The organism is Brevundimonas diminuta 3F5N (assembly GCF_900163625.1).
Classification (GTDB): Bacteria; Pseudomonadota; Alphaproteobacteria; order Caulobacterales; family Caulobacteraceae; genus Brevundimonas; species Brevundimonas diminuta_A.
Map to the genome: position 1 here is coordinate 76,556 of NZ_FUIE01000020.1, position 22,868 is coordinate 99,423.

The 22,868-nt window shown below is 64.6% G+C and carries 22 protein-coding genes and 1 tRNA gene; 13 read left to right on the top strand and 10 right to left on the bottom strand.

Annotated elements, in window-relative coordinates; all coding sequences use genetic code 11:
- The first annotated feature begins 13 nt into the window (after positions 1–13).
- On the top strand, positions 14–1,423 hold the full coding sequence (gene glnA, locus FM111_RS03755) for a type I glutamate--ammonia ligase (RefSeq protein WP_087139392.1): 1,410 nt from the start codon (positions 14–16) through the stop codon (positions 1,421–1,423).
- Positions 1,424–1,481: 58 nt separating this feature from the next.
- Here glnA and FM111_RS03760 read toward each other — a convergent pair whose 3' ends face one another.
- Genes FM111_RS03760 through FM111_RS03775 form a run of 4 tightly spaced genes read right to left on the bottom strand, consistent with a single transcriptional unit; the run spans position 1,482 to position 3,889 of the window.
- On the bottom strand, positions 1,482–2,129 hold the full coding sequence (locus tag FM111_RS03760; RefSeq protein ID WP_087139393.1) for a CatB-related O-acetyltransferase: 648 nt from the start codon (positions 2,127–2,129) through the stop codon (positions 1,482–1,484).
- Positions 2,130–2,184: 55 nt separating this feature from the next.
- Positions 2,185–3,072 carry a twin-arginine translocase subunit TatC gene (tatC, locus tag FM111_RS03765; protein WP_087139394.1) on the bottom strand — a complete coding sequence of 296 codons (888 nt, stop codon included), beginning with the start codon at positions 3,070–3,072 and terminating at the stop codon, positions 2,185–2,187.
- Positions 3,069–3,650, bottom strand: coding sequence for a Sec-independent protein translocase protein TatB (gene tatB / locus FM111_RS03770; protein WP_087139395.1), 582 nt, complete (start codon positions 3,648–3,650; stop codon positions 3,069–3,071). Before tatB ends, tatC begins: the two co-directional genes overlap by 4 nt.
- A gap of 23 nt (positions 3,651–3,673) precedes the next feature.
- On the bottom strand, positions 3,674–3,889 hold the full coding sequence (locus FM111_RS03775) for a twin-arginine translocase TatA/TatE family subunit (protein ID WP_087139396.1): 216 nt from the start codon (positions 3,887–3,889) through the stop codon (positions 3,674–3,676).
- Between the two features lie 113 nt (positions 3,890–4,002).
- Here FM111_RS03775 and rnhA point away from each other — a divergent pair, with 113 nt between their 5' ends.
- Complete coding sequence (gene rnhA / locus FM111_RS03780; RefSeq protein ID WP_087139397.1) at positions 4,003–4,455, top strand: ribonuclease HI; 453 nt, start codon at positions 4,003–4,005, stop codon at positions 4,453–4,455.
- Here rnhA and FM111_RS03785 read toward each other — a convergent pair.
- From FM111_RS03785 to FM111_RS03795, 3 genes are read right to left on the bottom strand one after another with little or no spacing between them, the layout of a single operon-like run.
- Positions 4,452–4,910, bottom strand: a complete 459-nt coding sequence (locus FM111_RS03785; RefSeq protein WP_087139398.1) for an NfeD family protein — start codon at positions 4,908–4,910, stop codon at positions 4,452–4,454. The two genes, rnhA and FM111_RS03785, sit on opposite strands and share 4 nt — an antisense overlap.
- Positions 4,911–4,913: 3 nt before the next feature.
- Positions 4,914–5,882 carry an SPFH domain-containing protein gene (locus FM111_RS03790; RefSeq protein WP_373407953.1) on the bottom strand — a complete coding sequence of 323 codons (969 nt, stop codon included), beginning with the start codon at positions 5,880–5,882 and terminating at the stop codon, positions 4,914–4,916.
- A 52-nt stretch (positions 5,883–5,934) separates the two neighbouring features.
- The gene (locus FM111_RS03795) at positions 5,935–6,387 is read right to left on the bottom strand and encodes an NUDIX hydrolase (protein ID WP_087139400.1); all 453 of its coding nucleotides are present in this window, start codon (positions 6,385–6,387) and stop codon (positions 5,935–5,937) included.
- A gap of 77 nt (positions 6,388–6,464) precedes the next feature.
- Here FM111_RS03795 and FM111_RS03800 point away from each other — a divergent pair, with 77 nt between their 5' ends.
- The 4 genes from FM111_RS03800 (at position 6,465) to FM111_RS03815 (ending at position 10,665) form a co-directional block, all read left to right on the top strand.
- Entirely contained in the window at positions 6,465–7,868 is a 1,404-nt protein-coding gene (locus FM111_RS03800; protein ID WP_087139401.1) for an FAD-binding oxidoreductase, read from the top strand.
- A 95-nt stretch (positions 7,869–7,963) separates the two neighbouring features.
- Positions 7,964–8,737, top strand: a complete 774-nt coding sequence (yaaA, locus tag FM111_RS03805; protein WP_087139402.1) for a peroxide stress protein YaaA — start codon at positions 7,964–7,966, stop codon at positions 8,735–8,737.
- A 65-nt stretch (positions 8,738–8,802) separates the two neighbouring features.
- Complete coding sequence (locus FM111_RS03810) at positions 8,803–9,600, top strand: 3-hydroxybutyrate dehydrogenase (protein ID WP_087139403.1); 798 nt, start codon at positions 8,803–8,805, stop codon at positions 9,598–9,600.
- A gap of 39 nt (positions 9,601–9,639) precedes the next feature.
- On the top strand, positions 9,640–10,665 hold the full coding sequence (locus tag FM111_RS03815) for a patatin-like phospholipase family protein (protein ID WP_087139404.1): 1,026 nt from the start codon (positions 9,640–9,642) through the stop codon (positions 10,663–10,665).
- Here the strand turns inward: FM111_RS03815 and FM111_RS03820 are convergent.
- Complete coding sequence (locus FM111_RS03820) at positions 10,662–11,600, bottom strand: L-threonylcarbamoyladenylate synthase (protein ID WP_087139405.1); 939 nt, start codon at positions 11,598–11,600, stop codon at positions 10,662–10,664. The two genes, FM111_RS03815 and FM111_RS03820, sit on opposite strands and share 4 nt — an antisense overlap.
- A 137-nt stretch (positions 11,601–11,737) precedes the next feature.
- Here FM111_RS03820 and FM111_RS03825 point away from each other — a divergent pair, with 137 nt between their 5' ends.
- The 4 genes from FM111_RS03825 to FM111_RS03840 all read left to right on the top strand — a co-directional run bounded on the left by FM111_RS03825 (position 11,738) and on the right by FM111_RS03840 (position 15,883).
- Positions 11,738–13,522: an acyl-CoA dehydrogenase gene (locus FM111_RS03825; protein WP_087139406.1), complete on the top strand. Its 1,785-nt coding sequence runs from the start codon at positions 11,738–11,740 to the stop codon at positions 13,520–13,522.
- A 64-nt stretch (positions 13,523–13,586) separates the two neighbouring features.
- Entirely contained in the window at positions 13,587–14,381 is a 795-nt protein-coding gene (locus tag FM111_RS03830; protein WP_087139407.1) for an energy transducer TonB, read from the top strand.
- Positions 14,382–14,383: 2 nt separating this feature from the next.
- On the top strand, positions 14,384–15,145 hold the full coding sequence (locus FM111_RS03835) for an energy transducer TonB (RefSeq protein ID WP_179205008.1): 762 nt from the start codon (positions 14,384–14,386) through the stop codon (positions 15,143–15,145).
- Positions 15,146–15,166: 21 nt separating this feature from the next.
- Entirely contained in the window at positions 15,167–15,883 is a 717-nt protein-coding gene (locus FM111_RS03840) for an energy transducer TonB (RefSeq protein ID WP_087139409.1), read from the top strand.
- Here the strand turns inward: FM111_RS03840 and FM111_RS03845 are convergent.
- Positions 15,838–16,671: a trypsin-like serine peptidase gene (locus FM111_RS03845; protein ID WP_087139410.1), complete on the bottom strand. Its 834-nt coding sequence runs from the start codon at positions 16,669–16,671 to the stop codon at positions 15,838–15,840. The two genes, FM111_RS03840 and FM111_RS03845, sit on opposite strands and share 46 nt — an antisense overlap.
- A 73-nt stretch (positions 16,672–16,744) precedes the next feature.
- On the opposite strand from FM111_RS03845, the gene FM111_RS03850 reads away from it, so the two are divergent.
- The 3 genes from FM111_RS03850 (at position 16,745) to FM111_RS03860 (ending at position 19,641) form a co-directional block, all read left to right on the top strand.
- Positions 16,745–18,922 carry a S9 family peptidase gene (locus FM111_RS03850; protein WP_087139411.1) on the top strand — a complete coding sequence of 726 codons (2,178 nt, stop codon included), beginning with the start codon at positions 16,745–16,747 and terminating at the stop codon, positions 18,920–18,922.
- Positions 18,919–19,461 (top strand): GNAT family N-acetyltransferase, encoded by a 543-nt coding sequence (locus FM111_RS03855; RefSeq protein WP_087139412.1) that lies wholly within the window; start codon positions 18,919–18,921, stop codon positions 19,459–19,461. Before FM111_RS03850 ends, FM111_RS03855 begins: the two co-directional genes overlap by 4 nt.
- 103 nt (positions 19,462–19,564) lie before the next feature.
- Positions 19,565–19,641, top strand: a tRNA-Asp gene (locus tag FM111_RS03860).
- A 223-nt stretch (positions 19,642–19,864) separates the two neighbouring features.
- On the opposite strand, the gene FM111_RS03865 is transcribed toward FM111_RS03860, so the two are convergent.
- Positions 19,865–22,861, bottom strand: coding sequence for a TonB-dependent receptor domain-containing protein (locus FM111_RS03865; RefSeq protein ID WP_179205009.1), 2,997 nt, complete (start codon positions 22,859–22,861; stop codon positions 19,865–19,867).
- Between the last annotated feature and the right edge of the window lie 7 nt (positions 22,862–22,868).

Genomic DNA, 22,868 nt, shown 5'->3' on the forward strand with positions numbered 1-22,868 from the left:
AGGACCTCCCCCCATGAGCGCCGCCAACAAGATCCTGCAAGAGATCAAGGACAAGGACGTCCAGTACGTCGACCTTCGCTTCACCGACACGCGCGGCCGCGTCCACCACGTGACCTTCGACATCGGCATGGTCGATGAGGAGTTCCTGGAAGACGGGACCATGTTCGACGGTTCGTCGATCGCCGGCTGGAAGGCCATCAATGAGTCCGACATGCTGCTGAAGCCGGACCTATCGAGCGCCTTCATCGACCCCTTCTATCAGCAGACGACGCTGTTCATGTTCTGCGACGTGCTGAACCCGGACACGGCCGAGCCCTACAATCGCGACAGCCGCTCCATGGCCAAGAAGGCCCTGGCCTATGTCCAGTCGTCGGGCGTGGGCGACACCGTCTTCTTCGGACCGGAAGCCGAGTTCTTCGTCTTCGACGATGTGCGCTGGAACACCGCGCCGCACGACACCCGCTACAGCTTCGACTCCAGCGAGCTGCCGGCCAACACGGGCGCCGAATACGCCGAGGGCAACCTGGGCCACCGCCCGGCGACCAAGGGCGGCTACTTCCCGGTCAACCCGGTCGACTCCGGCCAGGATCTGCGCGGCGAGATGCTGGCCGTCATGAAGGACCTGGGTCTCGATCCCGAGAAGCACCACCACGAGGTCGCCCCCGCACAGCACGAACTGGGCCTGAAGTTCAGCGACCTGCTGACCATGGCCGACCGCATGCAGCTGTATAAGTACGTGATCCACAACGTGGCCCACGCCTATGGCAAGTCGGCGACCTTCATGGCCAAGCCGATGTTCGGCGACAACGGCTCGGGCATGCACGTCCACATGTCGATCTGGAAGGACGGCAAGCCCCAGTTCGCGGGCGACCAGTACGCCGGCCTGTCGCAGGAGTGCCTGTGGTACATCGGCGGCATCATCAAGCACGCCAAGGCCATCAACGCCTTCGCCAACTCGACCACCAACTCCTACAAGCGTCTGGTGCCGGGCTATGAAGCGCCGGTGAAGCTGGCCTATTCGGCCAGCAACCGCTCGGCCTCGATCCGCATCCCGCACGTCACCTCGCCCAAGGCCAAGCGCCTGGAAGCCCGCTTCCCCGATCCGATGGGCAACCCCTATCTGACGTTCGTGGCCCTGCTGATGGCGGGCCTGGACGGCATCGAGAACCGCATCGATCCGGGCGCCGCCGCTGACAAGAACCTGTATGATCTGCCGCCGGAAGAGCGTCATTCGATCCCGGAAGTCGCCGGTTCGCTGAAGGAGGCCCTTGAGGCGCTCGACGCCGACCGCGCCTTCCTCAAGAAGGGCGGCGTCATGGATGACGACTTCATCGACGCCTACATCACGCTGAAGCAGGAAGAAGTCGCCCGGCTGCAACTGCACCCGCACCCGGTCGAGTTCGACATGTATTACAGCTGCTGATCTCTGGATCAGCCTGGTACAGAAAGCCCCGGACGATCCGTCGTCCGGGGCTTTTCATTTACGCTTGGTCGTAACGGGCGGCCGCCTCGGCCAAGGCCTTGATATTGTCAGCGCACAGCAGCGGGCGCAAAGCCTCGAACTTCGCTTCAGGCCAGCCATAGACGTCGAGCGCCAGCAACTCCTCGATCACGGCGTCGGAGAACCGCTTGCGTATGGGGACCGCCGGATTACCCGCCACGATGGCGTAGGGCGCTACATCCTTGGTGACGATGGCCCCGGAGGCGACCACGGCCCCCTCGCCGATCGTGACGCCCGGCATGATCATGGCGCGCATTCCGATCCAGGCCCCGTCCTTGATCACGGTGTCGCCCTTGCCCTGATAGGCGTCCAGAATGACCTCGGCGAAGGGATAGAGGCTGAACCAGTCTGTCCGGTGGGTGTGGTTGCCGCCCAGCAGGATCACAGCCTCGGCGCCGATGCAAACGCAATCGCCGATCCGCAGCTGGTCGATAGGCCACTGCGGCTCCCATGCCCTCAGGCTGTAGGGATCGCCATAGAGGTAGCGGACGACGCTTTCCTCGAACGAGCCGGTCCAGGCGTTGCTGTAGTAGCTGCGCCGGCCCTTGATGTGGATGTTCGGATTGGCGACCGTCTCGTGGAGCAGTTCAATCTTGGACCAGTGCCGGTCCGGGGCGGTATGGGACATGAAGCGACCTCAAGATGCTTGTCAGCGTCCAGATCGCCTCACCGCCCAAAACTGATCAGGCCGCCAGGCCGTCGGCCGTATCAGCCTTCTTGCGGCGCAGCTCGATGATGCGGACGCACCAGATGGAGACCTCGTAGAGCAGGACCATCGGCACGGCCAGCATCAGTTGGCTGATCGGATCAGGCGGCGTCACCACAGCCGCGACCACGACCACGGCGACAATGGCGTATCGACGGCCCTTGGCCATCATCTGGCTGTTGATCAGGCCTGCCAGGCCCAGCAGGGTCATTACGACCGGCAACTGGAAGCATAGGCCGAAGGCCAGGATCAGCGCCGTCACCAGGTTCAGATAGTCCGACACCTTGGGCAGCAGTTCCGCCGCCACGTTCTCGCCGATGATCTGCTGGCTCAGCGAGAACCACATCACGAAGGGCAGCATGACGTAATAGACCAGCGCCGCGCCCAACAGGAACAGCACCGGCGCCGCGAGCAGGAACGGCAGGAAGGCGCCCTTCTCGTTGCGATAGAGACCGGGAGCAACGAAGCGGTACAGTTGCCAGGCCAAAACCGGGAAGGCCACGATGACGGCGCCCAGGCCCGCCAGCTTCATCTTGGTGAACAGGATTTCCAGCGGCGCGGTGTAGATCAGGCGCACGCTGTTGTGGTCCACGTCAGGCACGGGGATCAGCCCCGCCGTGCCCAGGATCAGGCTGAATGGCGACACATGGCCGTTCGCGCCCACCGTCTGGTGGAAGGCGGCCGAGACCACATAGGGTTTCACCAGAAACAGATAGAGGGTCTCTGAAAAGGCGAAACAGCCGATAAAGGCAATGATGAAGGCGACCACGCAGATCATCAGCCGCGAACGCAGCTCGATCAGGTGATCCATCAGGGGCGCGCGCGAAGCCTCGATCTCGGCTTCGTCGTGATCAGCGCGGCTCATAAATCAACCTTCTTGGTGCGCGCGGCCTTGGGGCGAGAGGCGTCGGCTTTCGTCACAGTCTTCGCAGCAGGCTTTGCGGCTGGCTTACGCGTCTTGGGCTTAAGCGCTCCGTCGGCAGAAGAAGCGACGCTCGCCTTCCTGGTTCGCGGTTTGGCGACCGATTGCGGCTCCGATGCGGACGCAGCGGCGGCGGCCGGGGCCGTATCCGGCCACTCGTCTACGCCCGTGGCCACGGGCTGAGCAGGCGTTTCCACAGGTGCAGCGGCCGGCGCTTCAATCGGCGCCTCCAGTTCCTTGCGGATGTCCTTGAAGGCCTCGTCCGCATCGGCGCCCAGGGCGTACATCCCCTGCCCCGACCGCAACGCCTCAACCTCCTTGCGAAGGTCGTCCAGTTCGGACTGGCGCGCCATCTCGTCGAAGCTGGCGCGGAACTCATTGGCCATGCCGCGCGCCTTGCCGACGAACTGGCCGACCCGGCGCATGAGCATAGGCAAATCCTTGGGCCCTACGACAAGCAGGGCCACCAGACCGATGACAAGGATTTCGAACCCGCCGATTCCGGGGCCAAGACCACCCATGATTCAGCGTCTTCCGGCGAGAGTCAGCGGTTCAGTTCTTCTTTTTCGGCGTCCGTGCGCGGCAGGGCGCCCGGCGCTTCCTTGCCCTTGGCGTCCGTGTCGTCCTTCAGGCCGTCCTTGAAGGCGCGAATGCCCTTGGCCGCATCGCCCATGATGCCAGACAGCTTTCCGCGACCGCCGAACAGGACCAGCACGACGACGACGACGATGGCCCAATGCCAGATGCTCATGGAGCCCATGGCGATACCTCCTCAAGGGGACTCACCGAGACGCGGCCCCACCGACTGATTGTTGTGCGTCATATAGGCTGAGTGATGGCGACGCGCCAAGGGACGCTGTACGCATCGCGGCCATGAGTCTCAACGATCACGTCATCATCCACACCGACGGCGCCTGCAAGGGCAATCCCGGCCCCGGCGGCTGGGGGGCGATCCTGCAAACCGGCGGAGGGCACGAAAAGGAACTTTGGGGCGGCGAGCCCCTGACGACCAACAACCGCATGGAGATGATGGCCGCGATCATGGCGCTGGAGGCGCTAAAACGCCCTTGCCGCGTCGATCTGCACACCGACAGCAAATACGTCATGCAGGGCGTGACGGAATGGATGCGTGGCTGGAAGGCGCGCGGCTGGAAGACCGCGGACAAGAAGCCGGTCAAGAACGAAGACCTGTGGCGGCGGCTGGACGAAGCCCGCAACCGCCACGAGGTCAAATGGCACTGGGTGAAGGGCCACGCCGGCCACGCCCTGAACGAGCGGGCCGACGGGCTAGCCAATCGCGGCGTGGCGGAGATGCGTGGGCGCTAGACCGCGCGCACCTTCAGCAGGGGGCCGGAGACCGATTCGATGATCACGCTCTCGCCCGCCAGGGGCGAAGCGCCCTCGATCTCAGCAGGCCATTCCGATCCCGACACGAAAACCCGACCGCGCCCGCCGACAAAGGCTTCGACCACGCGCGCGCGTTCGCCTACCAGACGGACGTCACGATCATTGATGTCGGGCTGATCCTTGGGATTGACCCGCTTGATCAGGCGACGCGACAGGATGGTCGATGCCACCGTCAGCGCCGCAAAGACGCCGATCTCGACCGGCAGGCCCAGTTGCGGCGCCAGGGCGGACAACAGGGCCGTCAGCCCCGCCGCCACCGCCGGCCACAACAGCCATTCGGTCGAGGCCGCCGCCTCTATCCCCAGCAGCACCACGCCGATCGCCAGCCAAAGCCAGAACGGCTGGGCGGCGTAGAGGGAGACGAACCAGTCCATGGCTTACTCCGTCGTCGGCACGGAGCCGCCCGAACGACGCGGCGCGGCGCGCGCGGCGGTCTGGCGCGCGTCCGTGCGGACCTGCTGTTGCTCCCTGGCCAGGCCGACCAGTTCGCCGACGCCCGCGATGGTGCCGACCAGCGCGCCCATTTCCGACGGCACGATGACCGTCTTCTGCTGCGGGCTGCGGGCCAGTTCGGCAAAGGCCTCCACATACTTCTGCGCCACAAAGTAGTTGATGGCGTTGACGTCGCCGCGAGCGATCGCTTCGGACACCATGGCGGTGGCCTTGGCCTCGGCCTCGGCTTCACGTTCACGAGCCTCTGCGTCGCGGAAGGCGGCTTCCTTGCGGCCTTCGGCTTCCAGGATCGCAGCCTGCTTGGCGCCCTCGGCGCGGGCGATGGCGGCCTGCTTCTCGCCGTCCGCCTCGGTGATGACAGCGCGGCGTTCGCGCTCCGCCTTCATCTGGCGGGCCATGGCGTTGGTGATGTCCACCGGCGGCGTCAGGTCCTTGATCTCAATGCGGTTGGCCTTGATGCCCCACGGCTCGGTCGCGGCGTCGATGACGTGCAGCAGGCGCGTGTTGATGGCGTCGCGCTGCGACAGCACCTCGTCCAGTTCCATCGAGCCGACCACGGTCCGCAGATTGGTCATGCAAAGTTGGGCGATGGCGTAAGGCAGGTTATCGACGCGATAGGCGGCGCGTGCGGCGTCCATCACCTGAATGAAGACGATGCCGTCCACCTTCACCATGGCGTTGTCCTTGGTGATGACCTCTTGGGTCGGGACGTCCAGCACCTGCTCCATCATGTTCATGCGGTGGCCGACGCGCTCGACGAACGGGGTCAGGATGTGGATGCCCGGCGTGAGGGTCTTGGTGTATTTGCCGAACCGTTCCACCGTGAATTCACGCCCTTGCGGCACGATCTTGATCACGCTGAACAGGAAGATGATCGCGAACACCGCGAACATCACAAAGAAAATCAGCGAAAAATTCATAAGGCCCTCCAGTTGGACCGGGAGCTTAATCGCCGCAGCCGTCCCGCGCCACCGAATCCGGTTCCGTCAGCATGACATCCGCGTCAGCCATCCTGCGCGCCATGCGAATGATGCGTCGCGTCTCGTCCCAATCCACCTTGGCCAGAGCCGCCTCGAACGGGAAAAAGACCGCTTCGGCGGCGTCGTCGCCAGCGACCGGCTCGCCGGACATCCAGACCGCCGCATAGTCGATTAGGACATAGTGCCGCCCCGCCTCGGGAAAGAGGCCGTCCACCACGTCGACCAGACCGATCAGTTCGGCCTCCACGCCCGTCTCCTCGCGCAGTTCGCGCAGGGCGGCGTCAGCCAGGCGTTCGCCCGGCTCCAGTCGGCCGCCAGGCAGGCTCCACTCCCCCACACGAGGCGGCGTGCCGCGCCGGATCAGCAGCACTTCATCGCCTTTCAAACACACTACGCCCACGGCCGGCGTCGGAATCATGTTTTGCCCTTGAATTGACCGCCAGAAGGCAAGGTTTTGCGCTTCCACCACGGGCTGCCTTTTGCCACAAGGCCGATATGACCCTCCCGACGCCAGAATCCCTCGCTGAACTCAAGGCCGCCCTGCCCGGCGCCTGGACCCAGGACGCCGCCGAAATGGCGCCGTGGCTGACCGAATGGCGCGGCCGCTGGACGGGGCAGACGCCGCTGCTGCTGCAACCGCGTACGACCGAGGAAGTCGCCCGCGCCGTCGAGATCTGCGCCCGTCACGGCACAGCCGTGGTGACGCAGGGCGGCGGCACCGGACTGGTCGGCGGCCAGATCCCTTATGGCGAGGTTCTGCTGTCCACGCGCAAGCTGCGGACGGTGCGCGACGTGACGCCGCTGGACGACGCCATGACGGTCGAGGCGGGCGTAACCCTGCTCGAGGCGCAGGAACTAGCGAAGGAGAAGGACCGCTTCTTTCCCCTCAGCCTCGCGGCCGAGGGTTCGGCCACCATTGGCGGCGTGATCTCGACCAATGCGGGCGGCACAGCCGTCCTGCGTTACGGCATGATGCGCGATCTGGTGCTGGGCATCGAGGCGGTCATGCCCGACGGTCAGGTGTTCAACGGCCTGAAACGCCTGCGCAAGGACAACACCGGCTATGACCTGAAGCAGCTGTTCATCGGCGCCGAAGGCACCCTGGGCGTCATCACGGCGGCGACGCTGAAGCTGTTCCCCATCATGCGCAGCCGCGCCACCGCCATCGTCGGCCTGGAAAGCCACCACGACGCCGTCGTTCTGCTGGCCCGCGCCAAGGCCGAGACGGGCGGCGGGGTCGAGGCGTTCGAGCTGATGAAGCGGCTGGGCATGAGCCTGGTGCTGAAGAACATCCCCGACACGCGCGAGCCGCTGGAATCGACGCCGCCCTGGTATGTGCTGATCGAACTGACCTCGGGCGAGCCGAACGGCGCCGAGGCGGCGATGGAGCGCCTGCTGACCGCCGCCTTCGAGGAAGGCCTGATCATGGACGCCGCCATCGCCCAGAACGACGCCCAGAAGGCCGAATTCTGGCGTCTGCGCGAAGAGCACTCGGCCGCGCTCAAACCGGAAGGCGGCGGATGGAAGCACGACGTTTCGGTGCCCGTCTCGCGAATCGCGGACTTCATCGACGAGGCGACAGCCGCGGTTGAAAAATTCCACCCCGGTTGTCGGGTGTCGGTCTTCGGCCACGTCGGCGACGGCAATCTTCACTATGATGTGATCCCCGGCGTCGGCGAAGACGTGCCCGCCTTCATCGCGCGCTGGATGGAAGGGTCAGAGGTCGTGCATGACGTGGTCGCCCGCTACGATGGGTCGATTTCCGCTGAACACGGTCTGGGGCGGCTGAAAACCGACGAGGCCCGGCGTTATAAATCACCGCTTGAAATCGCAACGATGCAGGCGATCCGTCAGGCCATCGATCCGCAGCGGATCATGAACCCAGCGGTCCTCTTCTGATGATTGACGACCGTATGTGACGTTTCAGGCGGTTCAAAACGTCGTCGAAGCGGCCTATGAGGCCCGCTCTTGAGACGCATAGGGAGTCGATCGTTTTGCTGATCGTCCTGTCCCCGGCCAAAAAGCTGGACTTCAACCCGCCCGCCACCGACGCCCCCGTGACGCCACGGCGATGCGCTGATGAGACCGCCGAACTGGCCAAGGTGACGCGAGGGCTGAGCCGTGCGGACTTGCGCCGCCTGATGTCGATCTCCGACGCCCTGGCTGAGTTGAACTATCAGCGCTTCCAGGCTTTCGACAATGAAACACCGGAGGGCGCGCTGCAGGCCGTCTTCGCCTTCGCCGGCGATGTCTATGAAGGGTTGTCGGCCCGCACCCTGTCGGCCGACGACCTGACGTGGGCTCAGGACCACCTGCGTATTCTCTCGGGCTTCTACGGCCTGCTGCGGCCGCTGGATGCGATTCAGCCCTATCGGCTGGAGATGGGCATCCGGTTGAAGACCAAGCGCGGCGCCACCCTCTATGACTTCTGGGGCGAGCGCATCTCGCTGCGCCTGAACGAAGACGCCGAAAAGCTGTCCGAACAGACCCTGGTGAACCTAGCCAGCCATGAGTATTTCGGCGCGGTCGACGCCAGGGCGCTGAAACTGCCGGTCGTGACTCCGCACTTCAAGGAAAAGAAGGACGGCGAGGCCCGCATCATCTCCTTCTACGCCAAGAAGGCGCGCGGCGGTATGGCCCGTTTCGCCATCGAGAACCGGCTCGAAAAGGTCGAAGACCTGAAGGCCTTCGATCGCGACGGCTACCGCTTCGACAAGAGCCTATCGACGGACACGGACTGGATATTCATCAGGGAAGGAAAATCCTGATCGCCAGATTGAACGACTGCGGTTAGGTTGCATTGCAGCATCATCATCCACGGGTTCTTTCTGTCATGTTCGCGATGAACGATCTCAAGGGCCGCGTCGCGGTCGTATCCGGCTCGACCTCGGGCATCGGACTGGCGCTGGCGCGGGCCGTGGCCTTGTGCGGCGGCGATGTGGTGCTGAACGGCCTGGGCGACCCCGTCGTCATTGAGAAGACGCGCGCGGACCTGGCCGCCGAAACCGGCGTGCGCGTCCTCTATCATCCCGCCGACATGACCCAGCCGGATCAGATCGAGGACATGATCGCCACGGCGCATCGCGAACTGGGCCGCCTCGACATCCTGGTCAACAACGCCGGCATCCAGCACGTCGAGGCCGTCGAAAACTTCCCCGCCGATGCATGGGAGAAGATCATCGCCATCAATCTGTCCTCGACCTTCTACGCCACCAAGGCGGCGATTCCGATCATGAAGGCGCAAGGGCGCGGGCGGATCATCAACATCGCCTCGGCCCACGGTCTGGTCGCCAGCCCGTTCAAGTCCGCCTATGTCGCCGCCAAGCACGGGGTGATCGGCTTCACCAAGACGGTGGCGCTGGAGTTGGCGCAGGATAACATCACCTGCAACGCCATCTGCCCCGGCTTCGTCGAGACGCCGATCGTCGCCAAACAGATTGAGGATCAGGCCCGCACCCGCGGCATGAGCGAGGAAGACGTGATGAAGAACGTCATCCTGGGCTCGCAGCCGACCAAGCGTTTCGTCACGACTGACGAGCTGGCGGGCATCTTCCTCTATCTGGCGTCGGACCTCGGCGCCTCGGCCAACGGCGCTCACTTCTCCATCGACGGCGGCTGGACGGCCCAATAGGTTTCACTCGGCCATAAGGGCCGCAAGACGGAGAGTTTGATGGCGACAAAGCGCAAACCCGTCTGTCTGGCCTTGCAGGGTGGCGGCGCCCACGGCGCCTTCCAATGGGGCGTGCTGGACCGGCTGCTTGAAGCCGATGTGCTGGACGTGCGCGCCGTCACCGCCGCCTCAGCCGGGGCGATGAACGCCGCCGCCCTGATCACCGGGCTGGAGCGCGGCGGCGCAGAAGGCGGGCGTGAAGCTCTCGATTATTTGTGGCGCGAGGTGAACCAGTCCGGCGGCCGCAATGTCTTCGGCGACAGCTCCGTTTGGTCCAAGGCACTGACGCCCGACTGGCTGAAGGGCACGCCGATGTGGCAGGCAGGTCAAACCCTGGCTCTGTCGATGAGCCCCTATTCCTTCAACCCCTTCAATCTGAACCCATTGCGTCGGGTGCTGGAGACGGCGGTGGATTTCGAGGCCCTACGCACGTCCTCCATCCGCATGTTCGTCTCGACGACTGCTGTGCGCGCGGGTCGATCTCGCATCTTCAAGTCCGATGAAATGGCGCCCGAGGTGCTGCTGGCCTCGGCTTGCCTGCCCCAACTGTTCCAGGCGGTCGAGATCGAAGGCGAACCCTATTGGGACGGCGGTTATCTGGCCAATCCGGCGCTGTGGCCCCTGTTCTACACTGACACGCCGGACGATATTCTGCTTCTGCCGCTCAACCCGTTCCAGCGTGACGAGCCGCCGCGCGAAGCAGGCGACATCAACGACCGGCTGAACGAGATCGTCTTCAACGCCCCGTTGGTCGCCGAACTGAGGGCCATCGCCTTCGTCCAGGACCTGATCGCCGAGGGCAAGCTGAAGCCCGGCGAGGACCGACGGCGCAGCATCCGCATCCACGTCATCGAGGCCGACGAATGGCTGGGAGATGAGTCGCTGCACTCCAAATTCGACACGGAGTGGACCTATCTGAACAAGCTGAAGCAGCACGGCCGGACAGCCGCCGAGGCATGGCTTGAAAGCTGCCTGCCAAAGGTCGGCAAGGCGTCCAGCGTGGATATAAAGGCGCGGTTTCTTTAGCCCACGAAGCCCGCCGCTCGACGCAGGCGGTCGTTGATCGCTTCGCCCAGCCCCTTGGCCGGAATGGGCGACACGGCGATCCCGGCGGGCTTTGTGCGATCCGCCTCACGCAACAGGCGGAACAGATTGGCCGCCGCCTCGCGCAGGTCGCCGGTCGGGCTGAGACTCCAGCGCGGGTCGCCGACGCCAGCGCCGAAGCCCAGCAGGATTTCGCAGTCCCTGACGCCCTCCGCCTCAATCCGCACCGGCGCGTCGGGCGCATAGTGCAGCGCCAGACGCCCCGGAGAGCGATGCCCCTGCCCGCCTTCAGCCAGCGGCCCGACAACCGCCTCGATCTCTTCGCGCGTGACGGAGCCGGGACGCAGCAGGGCGACCTGACCGTCCAGCACCGAGACGACCGTGCTTTCCACCCCCACGGCGCAGGGGCCGCCATCGACAGCCGCGCCCACCGCGTGGCCCGTCTCTTCCAGAGCGTCATCGAAGGTCGTCGGACTGGGCCGTCCCGAGCGATTGGCCGAGGGCGCGACGACAGGCCCGCCAAATGCGCCGATGACCGCCCGCGCGCGCGGATGCCCCGGCACGCGCACCGCCACGCTGTCTAGCCCCGCCCGCGCCAGATCACTCACCCGTTCACGATCGCGCACCGGCGCCACGATGGTCAGCGGTCCCGGCCAGAACGCCTCAGCCAGCGCCCGCGCCTTTGCGTCGAACACGGCGATCGCCTCGGCGTCCACGGCGTTGGCGACATGGGCGATCAGGGGATTGAAGCGCGGCCGCCCCTTGGCCTCGAAGATTCGCGCCACCGCCTGCGGGTTGGAAGCGTCAGCCGCCAGTCCATAGACCGTCTCGGTCGGCAGGATGACCAGACGCCCCGTTTTCAGCGCCTCGGCGGCGATTTCGGGGCTGTCGCCCCTGGCGGGTCGGTCGGCGGGCACGGTCGGCCTTTCCTTACGCGGCGTCAGCCGTTCAAACAGAGGGCCACAGTGCGCGGAAACTCGACCAAAGTCCAAGCAGGCTTGCGCCCGGCGACGCGGCGGCCGACAGAAGCGCAACGTCTTTCTGAGGATAACCGATGAGCTACCGCGCCCCCGTCCGTGACATCGCCTTCGCCCTCGACGCCGTGGCCGGGATCGGCCAGGTGGCGGCGACCGGCGCCTTTCCCGATTACGACGCCGATGTCGCCTCGGCCGTGCTGGACGCCGCCGGTCAGTTTTCGGAAGAGGTTCTGGCTCCGCTGAACCGACCCGGCGATCTGGCGGGCGCCAAATACGCCAACGGCGCCGTGACGGCCGCCCCCGGTTTCGCCGACGCCTATCAGCAGTTTGCAGCGGGCGGCTGGACCAGCCTGACCGCCTCGGTCGAGGCCGGCGGTCAGGCCCTGCCCAAGGCGCTGGAGCTGGCCGCCTATGAAACCGTCCACTCGGCCAACATGGCCTTCGGCCTGTGTCCCATGCTGTCGCTGGCCTCCATCGAGGCGCTGGAGCAGGTCGGCAACGAACACCAGAAGGCGACCTATCTGCCCAAGCTGGTCAGCGGCGAATGGACCGGCGCCATGGTGCTGACCGAACCGCACGCCGGGTCTGATCTCGGCGCCCTGACGGCGACGGCGGTTCCCAACGGCGACGGAACTTATGCCCTGACCGGCCAGAAGATCTTCATCACCTGGGGCGACCACGACGCCACGGACAACATCGTACATCTGGTGCTGGCCCGCCTGCCCGACGCGCCTGCGGGTCCGAAGGGCATCAGCCTGTTCCTGACGCCCAAGTTCGCGGTCAACGCCGACGGTTCGCTGGGCGAACGCAACGCCTTCCGCCCGGTCGGCGTCGAGCACAAGCTGGGCATCCACGCCTCGCCCACCTGCGTCATGAGCTATGAAGGCGCCCGCGCTGAACTGGTCGGGCAGCCGAACCAGGGTCTGGCCCATATGTTCGTCATGATGAACGCGGCGCGTCTGGCCGTCGGCGTCGAAGGCGTCGGCATCGCCGAGCGCGCCTATCAGCACGCCCTGGCCTATGCGCTGGAACGCCGTCAGGGCCGCAGCGCCTGGACCGGCGAGAAGGACGCGCCGATCTTCGACCACCCCGACGTGCGCCGGATGCTTTCGGTGATGAAGGCCAAGGTCGCCGCCGCCCGCGCCATCTGCCTGTCGACCGGCGTCGCCGCCGACCTGGCCCGCCACGCCGCCACTGAGGAAGAGCGCAAGGCGTGGAAGGGTCGCGAAGATCTGTTCACCCCCATCGCCAAGGCCTGGTCCACCGACGTCGGCTGCGAGGTCGCCTCAATGGGCGTTCAGGTCCACGGCGGCATGGGCTTCATCGAGGAAACCGGCGCGGCCCAATACTATCGCGACGCCCGCATCACCCCGATCTACGAAGGCACCAACGGCATTCAGGCCATGGATCTGGTGGGACGCAAACTGTCGATGGACGGCGGCGAGTCGGCCAAGGCCCTGATCGCCGAAATGAAGGCCACGCTGGCCCAAATCGATCGCCTGTATGCCGGCAAGCCGGTCGAGCGCTTCGCCACCGCCATCGAGGCGGTCGAGGACGCCACCCTGTGGCTTCTGGACGCCAAGTCGGACCCGGCCCGCGCGGCCGACGTGCTGGCGGGCGCTGACGCCTATCTGAAACTGATGGGCGACGTGGTCGGCGGCTGGATGCTGGCCAAGGGCGCCCTGGCGGCCAAGGCGAAACTGGACGCCAATGACGGCGACGCCGCCTGGCTGCAGGGCAAGCTGGACCTCTATGAAGTCTACGCCGCCAACGTCCTGGGCCACGTCTCCAGCCGTCTGGCCGCCGTGGGACAGGGCGGCGATCTGCTGCAACGGATGAGCGTTGAAGCCCTGGCGGGCTGATCGCCGTTCTATGACTTGAGCGTAAAGCGCCTCCTGTGCCACCTAGGCGCGGGAGGCGTTTCGTATGAATCGAGCAGTCAGCGCGGCTATCCTGGCCACGGTCATTGTCGGGTCGAGCACGGCCGCCCTTGCCGATGATAAGGCCAGGCGTAAGGGAAATCCCGTCGTCATCGAAAGTCCGGCCTGGGTTGTTCCGCCACAGGTTGATGGCGACGACTACCCCATCTTCGCCGCCTATCTGGGCGTGAACGGCTCTGTCAGCCTGGAGTGCATGGTCACTCCGCAGGGAAGCCCCGCAAACTGCCTGGTCCAGGAAGAGCGGCCGACAGGGCTGGGTTTCGGCGACGCCGCCAAACGCATCATTCTTCGCCATCGTCTGACGCCGCGCCGCGTAAACGGGGTGGCGACTCCGGCCAAGTTCGTGGTTCGCCTGCCTTTCACCGCCGACTATGACGACCCAGAAAACGCCGCCGCACCTCCCATCACGCCCTGGGACGGACCGGAGCCCTCGGCGCCCCAACTCGCCAATGCCCGCGAAGTCATCGAAGCTGTCGGCATCCCGCCTGTCGCCGAGCGATTGGGGCTGGATGAATTGCCGGAAAGCCGGCGAGCAGCCATCCAAGCATGGGCGGCCGAGTTGTTTCCACCTGATGCTGACCTCGCAGAGGTGATGGCGCTCGGCATGGCGCGACTATGGGCCAAGGAAGCTTTGGATCGCTTTGTCCTGGGAACAGAAGCGCCTCAAATCACCGAAGCAGAGGCCAACGCGGCATACGCAGGGCCGGATTTCACCGCCATCGACGCCGAAATGAAGCGCCGCTATTGCGCCGCCTATGACTGCGGAGACGCACGGAGATGACCGTGACGGCTCTACTCTTGACCGCGCTCGCACTGGCGCCGATGCCTGAAGAGCAGAACACCCCGCCGGTCGCCTGGGTCACACGCCCCGCCCCGACATCGGACGACTTCCCTCCCTTCGCCGCCGCCATGGGCATCAACGGCTGGGTCGAGGTGAACTGCCTGGCGACGGCGGAAGGGCTGCCCAACGCCTGCACCGCCATGCGCGCCCGTCCGGATGGACTGGGCTTCGCCCAGGCGGCGGTCCGCATAGTCGAACGAGCACGGTTAACGCCTGCCGCGCCCACCGCCTTGCCCGAGAAACGCGTATTCACGGTGCGCGTGCCGTTCAATGCTTCGCCATTCAACACGGAAGAGCCGACGCCTTGGTCTGGACCGACACCCAACGCCGCACAAATGGAAGGCGGCCGTCGCTTCGCCCGGCGCAGCGTCGAGCCCGCCATCCGGCTGAGACGTTATTGGCGGCTGGACCAGATGCCTCCCGAAATGCGCCGGACGACCGAAGGCTGGATCGCCGAACTGTTCGGAAATCTGGAGACGGAGCGCCAAAGACAGGGCCTGGTCATGGCGCGCGTCCTGGCCCTTCGCGGCTTGGACGCCCTGCCGCCCAAGCAGCCGGATGACTGGAGCGAAGCCTGGACTCCTCAGTTGCGTGAGGCTGGCAGGGATGTCTTCCCTAGAACACCGATGATCGAACTGCGTCGTCGATACTGCGCCCGATACGACTGCGGCCCCGCGGCGCTGTCGGCCGACACCACGTCCTAAGAACGCACAGGAAACCTGAACATGATGACGCTTCTGGCGAGCCTGGCCCTACTGGCTGAACCCGTTCAGTGGGAGACGCGCCCTGTCGTCGAACGACATGACTACCCGGCCCTGGCCAAGGATTTGCGGATCAACGGAACCGTCACCCTCGAGTGCGCCAACAACGAAGACGGCGCCTTGGCTCGATGCGCCGCCATGTCCGCAAACCCTGCCGACGCGGGCTTCCAGGAAGCGGCGCTGGCGATCGTGTTCCGTGGGCGCGTCGCCCAGCCCGCGAATGTCCCTTTCACGATCAAACTGCCCTTCAGCACCCTGACCGAAGGCGACGAACCGCTGCGTCAACCATGGGAAGGCCCTGAGCCTGGCCCCGAGCATATCCAGGCCGCCCAGGCTTTTACCGACAGCTTTTATGGCGGCAGCCGCTCCGCGACCGAACGCTCGATCCGTGACTGGAAAGTCGACGAAATGCCTCCTGAGAAGGCAGCCCTTCTACGCGCCTGGATGGCCGAGCTATACCCTGACCTTGAAACCGAGAAGGCCTGGCACGCCGCAGGGGTCGCCCGCGTACTGGCACGACACGGCCTGGACTATCTGCCGACCAAGAAGCCGATCGGCTGGGATGTCTGGTACGCTCAAGTCACACAAGCTAGCCCGGAAGACCCGGCCCTGATCAGGAACGAGATGCGCCGCCGCTACTGTGCGGCGTTCGACTGCGGTTCCGGCGCGGCGTCTGACTGATCCAGCAGGGCGATGGCCTCACGCACATATTGGGCGTGGGCGACGACGCCCAGGTCCATGCCTTCGCCGCCGCCCTGCACTTCTTGAACCAGCACTCCCGCTATGAAGGGATGCTCCGGCACGGGCGCCCCCGGCACGCGACGCGCAGCGGGCGTCCAGAAGACCGGGCCGCCGGAATTGCCCTGAGCGACCACGAAGTCGAGCAGGAAGATCGGGAAATGCCTGATTGGCGTCAGCGGCCAGGAACTGATCCGCCCCAAACGCAGGATCGGAAAGCCCGCCCGATTGGCCGAAAGCCCATGCGGATAACCCAACGCCAGCAACTCATCCCCCGGCCCCATGCGCCAGCGATCGAAAGCCTCGGCATCGGCCAGCCATCCCGCGGGAATCGCCGCCTGTGCGAAGGCCGGCGGGGCCGTGACCTCCATCACCGCCACGTCGCGTTCCGGGTGCGCGGTCCACAGCGGCGCGCCGCTGGCGTCGCGGATCGCCAGGCTTCCGGGCGTGAACTTCCAGGCGCCGTCCGCCTCGGCCGTGCGCCAGCCGATCCGCGCCTCGTTTCCGGGCATGACGTCCAGCACATGCCGCGCCGTCACCAGCACCACGCGCGGCGCGCCGTCAGGCCGGGGCGCGGCGATCAGGAAGCCTGTGCCGACCTTCCTCTGACCGTCGCTGATGGCCTGATCCAGTTGCACGGTGGCGTTGATCACGCCGACCGTCAGATCCCATTCGGGCGGCGGGGCGGCGACGACGGCGGGTTGTTCGGGCGGAAGATCCTGAATGATCATGACGCCATTTGACGCCGAGCGTCGCCGGGCACAAGGTCCGGCTCAAATCATATTCTAGGGGGAAGCCCACGCCATGAACCGTCGCGAACTGATCGCCTCGACCGCCGCCGTCGGCTTGGTCGCCGCCTCCCCTGCTATCGCCCGCCAGACTACCGGAGCCTCAATGTCCAAACCCACGCCGCCCGTCGCCAAGAAAGTCCCCGTCCGCATCGAGCAGCTGGGCCGGGTCCGCGTCGACGACTATCAGTGGATGAAGGACGACAACTGGCAGGCCGTGCTGCGCGATCCCTCGCTGATCAAGGCTGACGTCAAGGAGCACCTGACCGCCGAGAACGCCTATCGTGAAGCCATGATGGCCTCCACCCTGCCGCTGCAGGCCACGATGTTCGAGGAGATGAAGGGCCGCATCAAGGAGGACGACAGCTCTGTTCCCGCCGCCGACGGCCCGTGGGAATACTACGTCCGCTACAACACCGGCGACCAGCACCCCCTCTATTGCCGCCGTCCGCGTGGCCAGAAGGACGGCGAGGTCATCCTGCTGGACTGCAACAAGCTGGCCGAGGGCAAGGCCTATTCCGAAGTTTCCGCTACCGAGCACAGCCCCGACCACGCCCTGTTCGGCTATGCCGAGGATGCGCAGGGTTCCGAAGTCTACAAGATCTATGTGAAGGACCTGGCTACCGGCGAGGTTCTGCCCAACCCGATCGAATCGGCCAGCGCCAACTTCACCTTCTCGCCCGACAGCCAGTGGATCTTCTGGACCAACCGCGACGACAACGGCCGCCCGGACAAGATCTTCCGCCGCCCGGCGCGCGGCGGCGAGACTGCTTTGGTCAATGCGGAAACCGACGAGGGCATGTTCCAGGGCGTCGGCCGCACCGCCGACGACGCCTTCATCGTCATCTCCATCGCCAATCAGGAAACCTCAGAAAGCCGCATCATACCGGCCGCCAACCCCACGGCGACGCCCGTAGTGGCCGAGCCGCGCCACGTCGGCCGCCTGTATGACCTCGACCACTGGGGCGACCGTTGGGTGATCCGCACCAACGCCGACGACGCCGTCGACTTCAAGGTCATGGAAGCCCCGACCAACGCCCCGGCCAAGGCTAACTGGAAGGACCTGATCCCCCACACGCCCGGCCGCTTCATCGAGGGCGTGGCTCTGGTGAAGGACTATCTGGGCCGTCAGGAGCGCGCCGAAGCCAACACCAAGATCGTCATCCGCAACCGCGCCGGCGCCGAGCACGAGATCGCCGTGGACGAGCCCGCCTACGCCCTGTCGCTGGGCGGAGCGTCGGAGTTCGACACCACGGTCATGCGCTATGGCTACAACTCGCCGTCGACGCCGACCTCGACCTATGACTACGACCTGAAGACCCGCGAGCGCACCCTGCGCAAGGTTCAGGAAATCCCCTCGGGTCACAATCCAGCGGACTATGTGGTCGAGCGCCTGAACGCCCCGGCTTCTGACGGCGAACTGGTACCGGTGACGGTGCTGCGTCGCAAGGACACGCCGGTCGATGGTTCGGCGCCGCTGCTGCTCTACGGCTACGGCTCCTACGGCATTCCGATGGCGGCCAGTTTCGCGACCAACCGGCTGTCTCTGGTGGATCGCGGCTTCATCTACGCCATCGCCCATATCCGCGGCGGCTCGGACAAGGGCTGGAACTGGTTCCTGACCGCCCGGCGCTTCACCAAGAAAAACACCTTCACCGACTTCATCGCCGCCGCCGAACATCTGATCGCGCGCAACTACACCAAGGCCGGAAACATCGTCGCCGAGGGCCGCTCGGCCGGCGGCCTGCTGATGGGGGCCGTCACCAATATGCGGCCGGACCTGTGGGCGGGCGTGATCGGCGGCGTGCCCTTCGTCGACGTCATCAACACCATGAGCGACACCAGCCTGCCGCTGACCCCGCCGGAATGGCCCGAATGGGGCAATCCGCTCGAGGACGCCGCCGCCTACGACTACATGCTCAGCTACAGCCCGTACGATCAGATCGAGGCCAAGCCCTACCCGGCCCTGCTGGCGACCGGCGGCCTGTCCGACCCCCGCGTCACCTATTGGGAGCCGGAGAAGTGGGTGGCCAAGCTGCGGCCGGCCTCGACCTCGGGCAAGCCGGTGCTGCTGAAGATCAACATGGAGGCGGGCCACTTCGCCTCGTCAGGCCGGTTCGATTACCTGAAGGATATCGCCCACGACTACGCGTTCGCCGTCTGGGCGGTCGAGAAGGGCTGGGAAAAGGCGTGATTGTCCGGCCGTTTGCGGAGGCCGACCTGGCGGCCGTGACGGCCATCTACGCCGACAGTGTGCTGAACGGCACGGGGACGTTCGAACTGGACGTCCCCTCGACCGACGACATGCGGGCGCGCCTGGCCGCGCCCGCCGCGCTCGGCCTGCCCATCCTGATCGCCGAAATCGACGAGACGGTCGCTGGCTACGCCTATGCCGCACCCTATCGCCTGCGCGCGGCCTATCGCTTCATGGTCGAGGACTCGATCTACGTCGCAGAAGCGTTTCGCAACCTCGGCGTGGGCAAGGCGCTGTTGGACGCCCTGCTCAGCGCATGTGAAGCCCTGGGAATGCGTCAGATGGTGGCGGTGATCGGCGACAGCGCCAACACCGGCTCCATCGCCCTGCACGAAGCGGCGGGCTTCGCCCATGTCGGCGCCTTCCGCGACGCCGGATGGAAGTTCGACGGTTGGCGCGACGTCGTCTTCATGCAGAAGGCGCTCGGCCTCGGGGGCGCAGCTCCCCCCGACGCCCACGGCCTGGATTGCGGCCGCTAGAGTCTGAATTCGCAGATTTTTTAGCAAAAGCGCCACAATGCGCTTGACCGAAAGCGCGACGAACCGTATTCGCCCCTCCTCTCCTCCTCGCGGGGAGAGAAACGCGGGTGTAGCTCAGTTGGTTAGAGTGCCGGCCTGTCACGCCGGAGGTCGCGGGTTCGAGCCCCGTCACTCGCGCCACTCCTTCTCAGAGATGAGGGAGTGGCGCGCCACCCCGCCCTAAACCTTATAGCATTTACTAAAGCATATAGCATGATGAAGCGCGCTTCGTCGTGTCGCACACTTCGTGCTCATATGCTGAACAGGCCCTTCAGTCGGCCCTCCCCCTCCAACCAATAATGGCCACAAAAAAAGACGGCGGATCGATTGATCCGCCGTCCAGTCTTCATGGTATTTTCGCTACTTAGAAGCGGGCAGTCAGACCCACGAAGTAACGACGACCCAGTACATCATAGGTCGACGGGTCCGTGTTCGCCTGGATGTTCGGCGAGTACAGCGGCGGCTGCTCATCAAACAGGTTGTTGACGCCAACTCGCAGCGAAACTGCGTCATTCACGTCATAGGTTGCGCGTAGATCGAAATACCACATCGAATCCACGCCAGTACCTGCACCACCCGTAACAGTGTTGCTATGCACCATCTCGTCAATGAAGCGAGCCGTACCCGTGACCGAGAACGGATCCAAACGCCAGCTCGTGCTAATCGTATGGCGCCATTCCGGCGTCGCCGACCCCGTGCCGGTGCCAATGGTGCCAACATAATTACGCACCGGATCCAGCGGAGTAGTCTGGGTCTCGTACTTTTCGACCCAGGTCGACAGCACGTTGAAGTCCAGCGCACCAGCGCCGCCCAGTTCGAAACCAACGCCGAAGTTGAAGTCGACGCCGCTGGTTTCCGTCATCGCTTGGTTACGCGACAGCTGAACAACATTCTGCACCGAACCATTGGCCTGGTTGCGCTCGAACAAACGACACCAATCGTTGTTCGCGTCATAGGTCGGGTTCGCGTTGTCCAGGTTGAAACAGCGCTGAACGATCGTGCCCACCCCGATCGAAGCAATAACGTCTTCGATCTTGATCGACCAATAATCCACCGACAGATAGAGGCTATCAGCCCAACCGCCCGTGTTGAAGGGTGAACGCGCCACGAAACCAGCGGTCCAAGAGTTAGATTCCTCCGGCTTCAGGTCCGGGTTGCCGCCCGTAATGGCAGGAATCTGACCCGACCAGGTAAAGTTAGCGCCACCGGCCACAGCCGACTGCGCCTGGCACAGTTGCGTAATCTTAGCGCCGTTCGGACCATTGCGGCTGTACTCCGCAGTGGCCGGCAAGCGAACGTCACACGGATCAAGACGGTTGAAGGACGGGAAGTTATTCACCTGAGGGGCAAACAGCTCCGAAATCGTCGGCGAACGAACCGCCGTCTGATAACCACCGCGTGCGCGGAGCCAATCATTCACTTCCCACTCGAGGTTCGCCTTCCAGCTATTGGTCGTGCCCGAATGAGAATTCTCCGAAACACGATAACCCAGCGACAGCGACACATCCTTGGCGAAAGCCACATCCTTGACGACCGGAACCAGCAGTTCGGCAAAGATATCCTTCCAGTTCAGGAAGCCCGAAGTCGGCAGTTGCTGGTTAAAGCCGGCCACCAGACCAGGCTGCAACCCGCTGTCCGGACGGAAATCAAAATCCAGTTCACGATAGCTGGCCCCGAAAGCGCCTTGAACCGGGCCGGCAGGCAACTGGAACAGATCACCGTTGACTGAGGCTTCAACCACGGATTGCTCAACGACCGTCAGGTTCTTGGCCTCAAGGCTGACCCAAGCCGCACAGCTGGCATCAATCGGCGCGGCTCCGAACAGGTTGAGGCCATTCGGGCAAGCACCTCCAGAAAGCGCGGCTTGCTGAGCGATCGTCGGCGCCCGGAAGGCAGCGACGCGTGCATCATACGCCGCCTGGCTCTCAGTGGCGCCCTTGGCATCAATATGGCCGAGCAGTTGGCCAACACGATCACGCCGGACGTTGCCGCCTTGGATTTCGTTCAGAGACGTGCGACCATATGAAGCATAGACATCATAGGTCCAGGTGTTGGTCCGAGGCAGCGAACCCTTGGTGCCCAACAAAACCTGCCAGACGTCATGGGTGCTGAAGCCAGTACGGCCGCCCAAGTCGTTGAACCGCTTCGAGAAGGCGAATGGATCGTTCGGACGAGCGCGCGCCGCCAGGAGCGATCCCAGTTGCGATCCGATGAACGGGTTGCTGACCGCCACGTTCCAGCCCGTCGAACCGCCGGCTGGCGTCGGAGCGAGTTCCTGCTTGGCGTTATAGTTGGTGTACAGCGCCTGGACGTAAGGCTTGAAGTGGTCGTTCAGCTCATAGTTCACGCGCGTGAACAGGTTCCAACGCTCCATCGGCAGGACCAGGATGTTGTCCGGCTCGAAGTTGTACGAGAAGATATTCGGTGCAAACGCCGTAGCGACAGCAGAGTCCGGTCCTTTGTAGCCGTACATATTGTAGACGCTGCTGGTTTCTAGACCCGTACAGAACAGGCTTCCATCCGGATTGAATCCGAATCCAGCCCAGCCGCCCGAAGCGTCGCAGTTGTTCGGACCGCCAAATAGGCCATTCACGAAACCTTGCGTCGGAGTGTTGGCACCTAGTGCAACCGAGCCGCCAGGGAAGATAGACGTCGTTGTAGAAGCTTGCGAAGCAAAATCACGCGTGCCCTTATACATGACCTCGCGGTTGAAGTAGCTGGCGTTGAAAACCGCATTACCCTTACCGTCGCCGAATTGGCCGCCGAAGGTAATGTCAGTGCCCCACTCCTGCCCGTCGCCTTCTTCGGTGAGACGGTATTGGGAGTCGATCTGAATGCCTTCGAAGTCATTCTTCATGATGAAGTTGACCACGCCCGACACGGCGTCCGCACCATAGGTCGAGGCCGCGCCTCCGCTGATGATCTCAACGCGATCAATCAGAGCTGCGGGAATGGTGTTGACGTCGACAGTGCCGCCGGCGGTCGAGCCCATGGGGCGACGGCCATCCATCAACACCAAGTTACGGCCCGAGCCCAGGCCACGCAGATCGATGAAGGCGCGCCCGTTCGAGCTTGGATTGTTCGACTGCGAGCTGAGACCCGCAGTCACCTGCGGGAGAGTGTTGAGATACTGTTCGACAGTGGTCGAACCGGAGTGCGTCATGTCTTCCTGTTGGACAGTCAGGATCGGGCTCTCCGAGACGGCGTCGCGTCGAGCAATACGCGAGCCCGTCACCACGACCTCATCGACACGTGAAACCTCATCCTGCGACGCGCTCTGCGCGAACGCGGGCGCGGCGAAGCCGATAGCGGCCACCCCAGCGATCATCGTGGTCGCCAGCAATCGCTTGCGATGTTCCATGGAAATC

Excerpts from the sequence above, each read along its gene's own strand:
- glnA (WP_087139392.1), top strand. The coding sequence starts at position 14 with ATGAGCGCCGCCAACAAGATCCTGCAAGAGATCAAGGACAAGGACGTC.
- FM111_RS03775 (WP_087139396.1), bottom strand. The coding sequence starts at position 3,889 with ATGGGCTCCATGAGCATCTGGCATTGGGCCATCGTCGTCGTCGTCGTG.
- FM111_RS03760 (WP_087139393.1), bottom strand. The coding sequence starts at position 2,129 with ATGTCCCATACCGCCCCGGACCGGCACTGGTCCAAGATTGAACTGCTC.
- FM111_RS03840 (WP_087139409.1), top strand. The coding sequence starts at position 15,167 with ATGATGACGCTTCTGGCGAGCCTGGCCCTACTGGCTGAACCCGTTCAG.
- rnhA (WP_087139397.1), top strand. The coding sequence starts at position 4,003 with ATGAGTCTCAACGATCACGTCATCATCCACACCGACGGCGCCTGCAAG.
- FM111_RS03865 (WP_179205009.1), bottom strand. The coding sequence starts at position 22,861 with ATGGAACATCGCAAGCGATTGCTGGCGACCACGATGATCGCTGGGGTG.
- FM111_RS03850 (WP_087139411.1), top strand. The coding sequence starts at position 16,745 with ATGAACCGTCGCGAACTGATCGCCTCGACCGCCGCCGTCGGCTTGGTC.
- FM111_RS03785 (WP_087139398.1), bottom strand. The coding sequence starts at position 4,910 with ATGGACTGGTTCGTCTCCCTCTACGCCGCCCAGCCGTTCTGGCTTTGG.
- FM111_RS03795 (WP_087139400.1), bottom strand. The coding sequence starts at position 6,387 with ATGATTCCGACGCCGGCCGTGGGCGTAGTGTGTTTGAAAGGCGATGAA.
- FM111_RS03815 (WP_087139404.1), top strand. The coding sequence starts at position 9,640 with ATGGCGACAAAGCGCAAACCCGTCTGTCTGGCCTTGCAGGGTGGCGGC.
- FM111_RS03830 (WP_087139407.1), top strand. The coding sequence starts at position 13,587 with ATGAATCGAGCAGTCAGCGCGGCTATCCTGGCCACGGTCATTGTCGGG.
- FM111_RS03810 (WP_087139403.1), top strand. The coding sequence starts at position 8,803 with ATGTTCGCGATGAACGATCTCAAGGGCCGCGTCGCGGTCGTATCCGGC.
- tatC (WP_087139394.1), bottom strand. The coding sequence starts at position 3,072 with ATGAGCCGCGCTGATCACGACGAAGCCGAGATCGAGGCTTCGCGCGCG.
- FM111_RS03790 (WP_373407953.1), bottom strand. The coding sequence starts at position 5,882 with ATGTTCGCGGTGTTCGCGATCATCTTCCTGTTCAGCGTGATCAAGATC.
- FM111_RS03845 (WP_087139410.1), bottom strand. The coding sequence starts at position 16,671 with ATGATCATTCAGGATCTTCCGCCCGAACAACCCGCCGTCGTCGCCGCC.
- FM111_RS03825 (WP_087139406.1), top strand. The coding sequence starts at position 11,738 with ATGAGCTACCGCGCCCCCGTCCGTGACATCGCCTTCGCCCTCGACGCC.
- FM111_RS03800 (WP_087139401.1), top strand. The coding sequence starts at position 6,465 with ATGACCCTCCCGACGCCAGAATCCCTCGCTGAACTCAAGGCCGCCCTG.
- tatB (WP_087139395.1), bottom strand. The coding sequence starts at position 3,650 with ATGGGTGGTCTTGGCCCCGGAATCGGCGGGTTCGAAATCCTTGTCATC.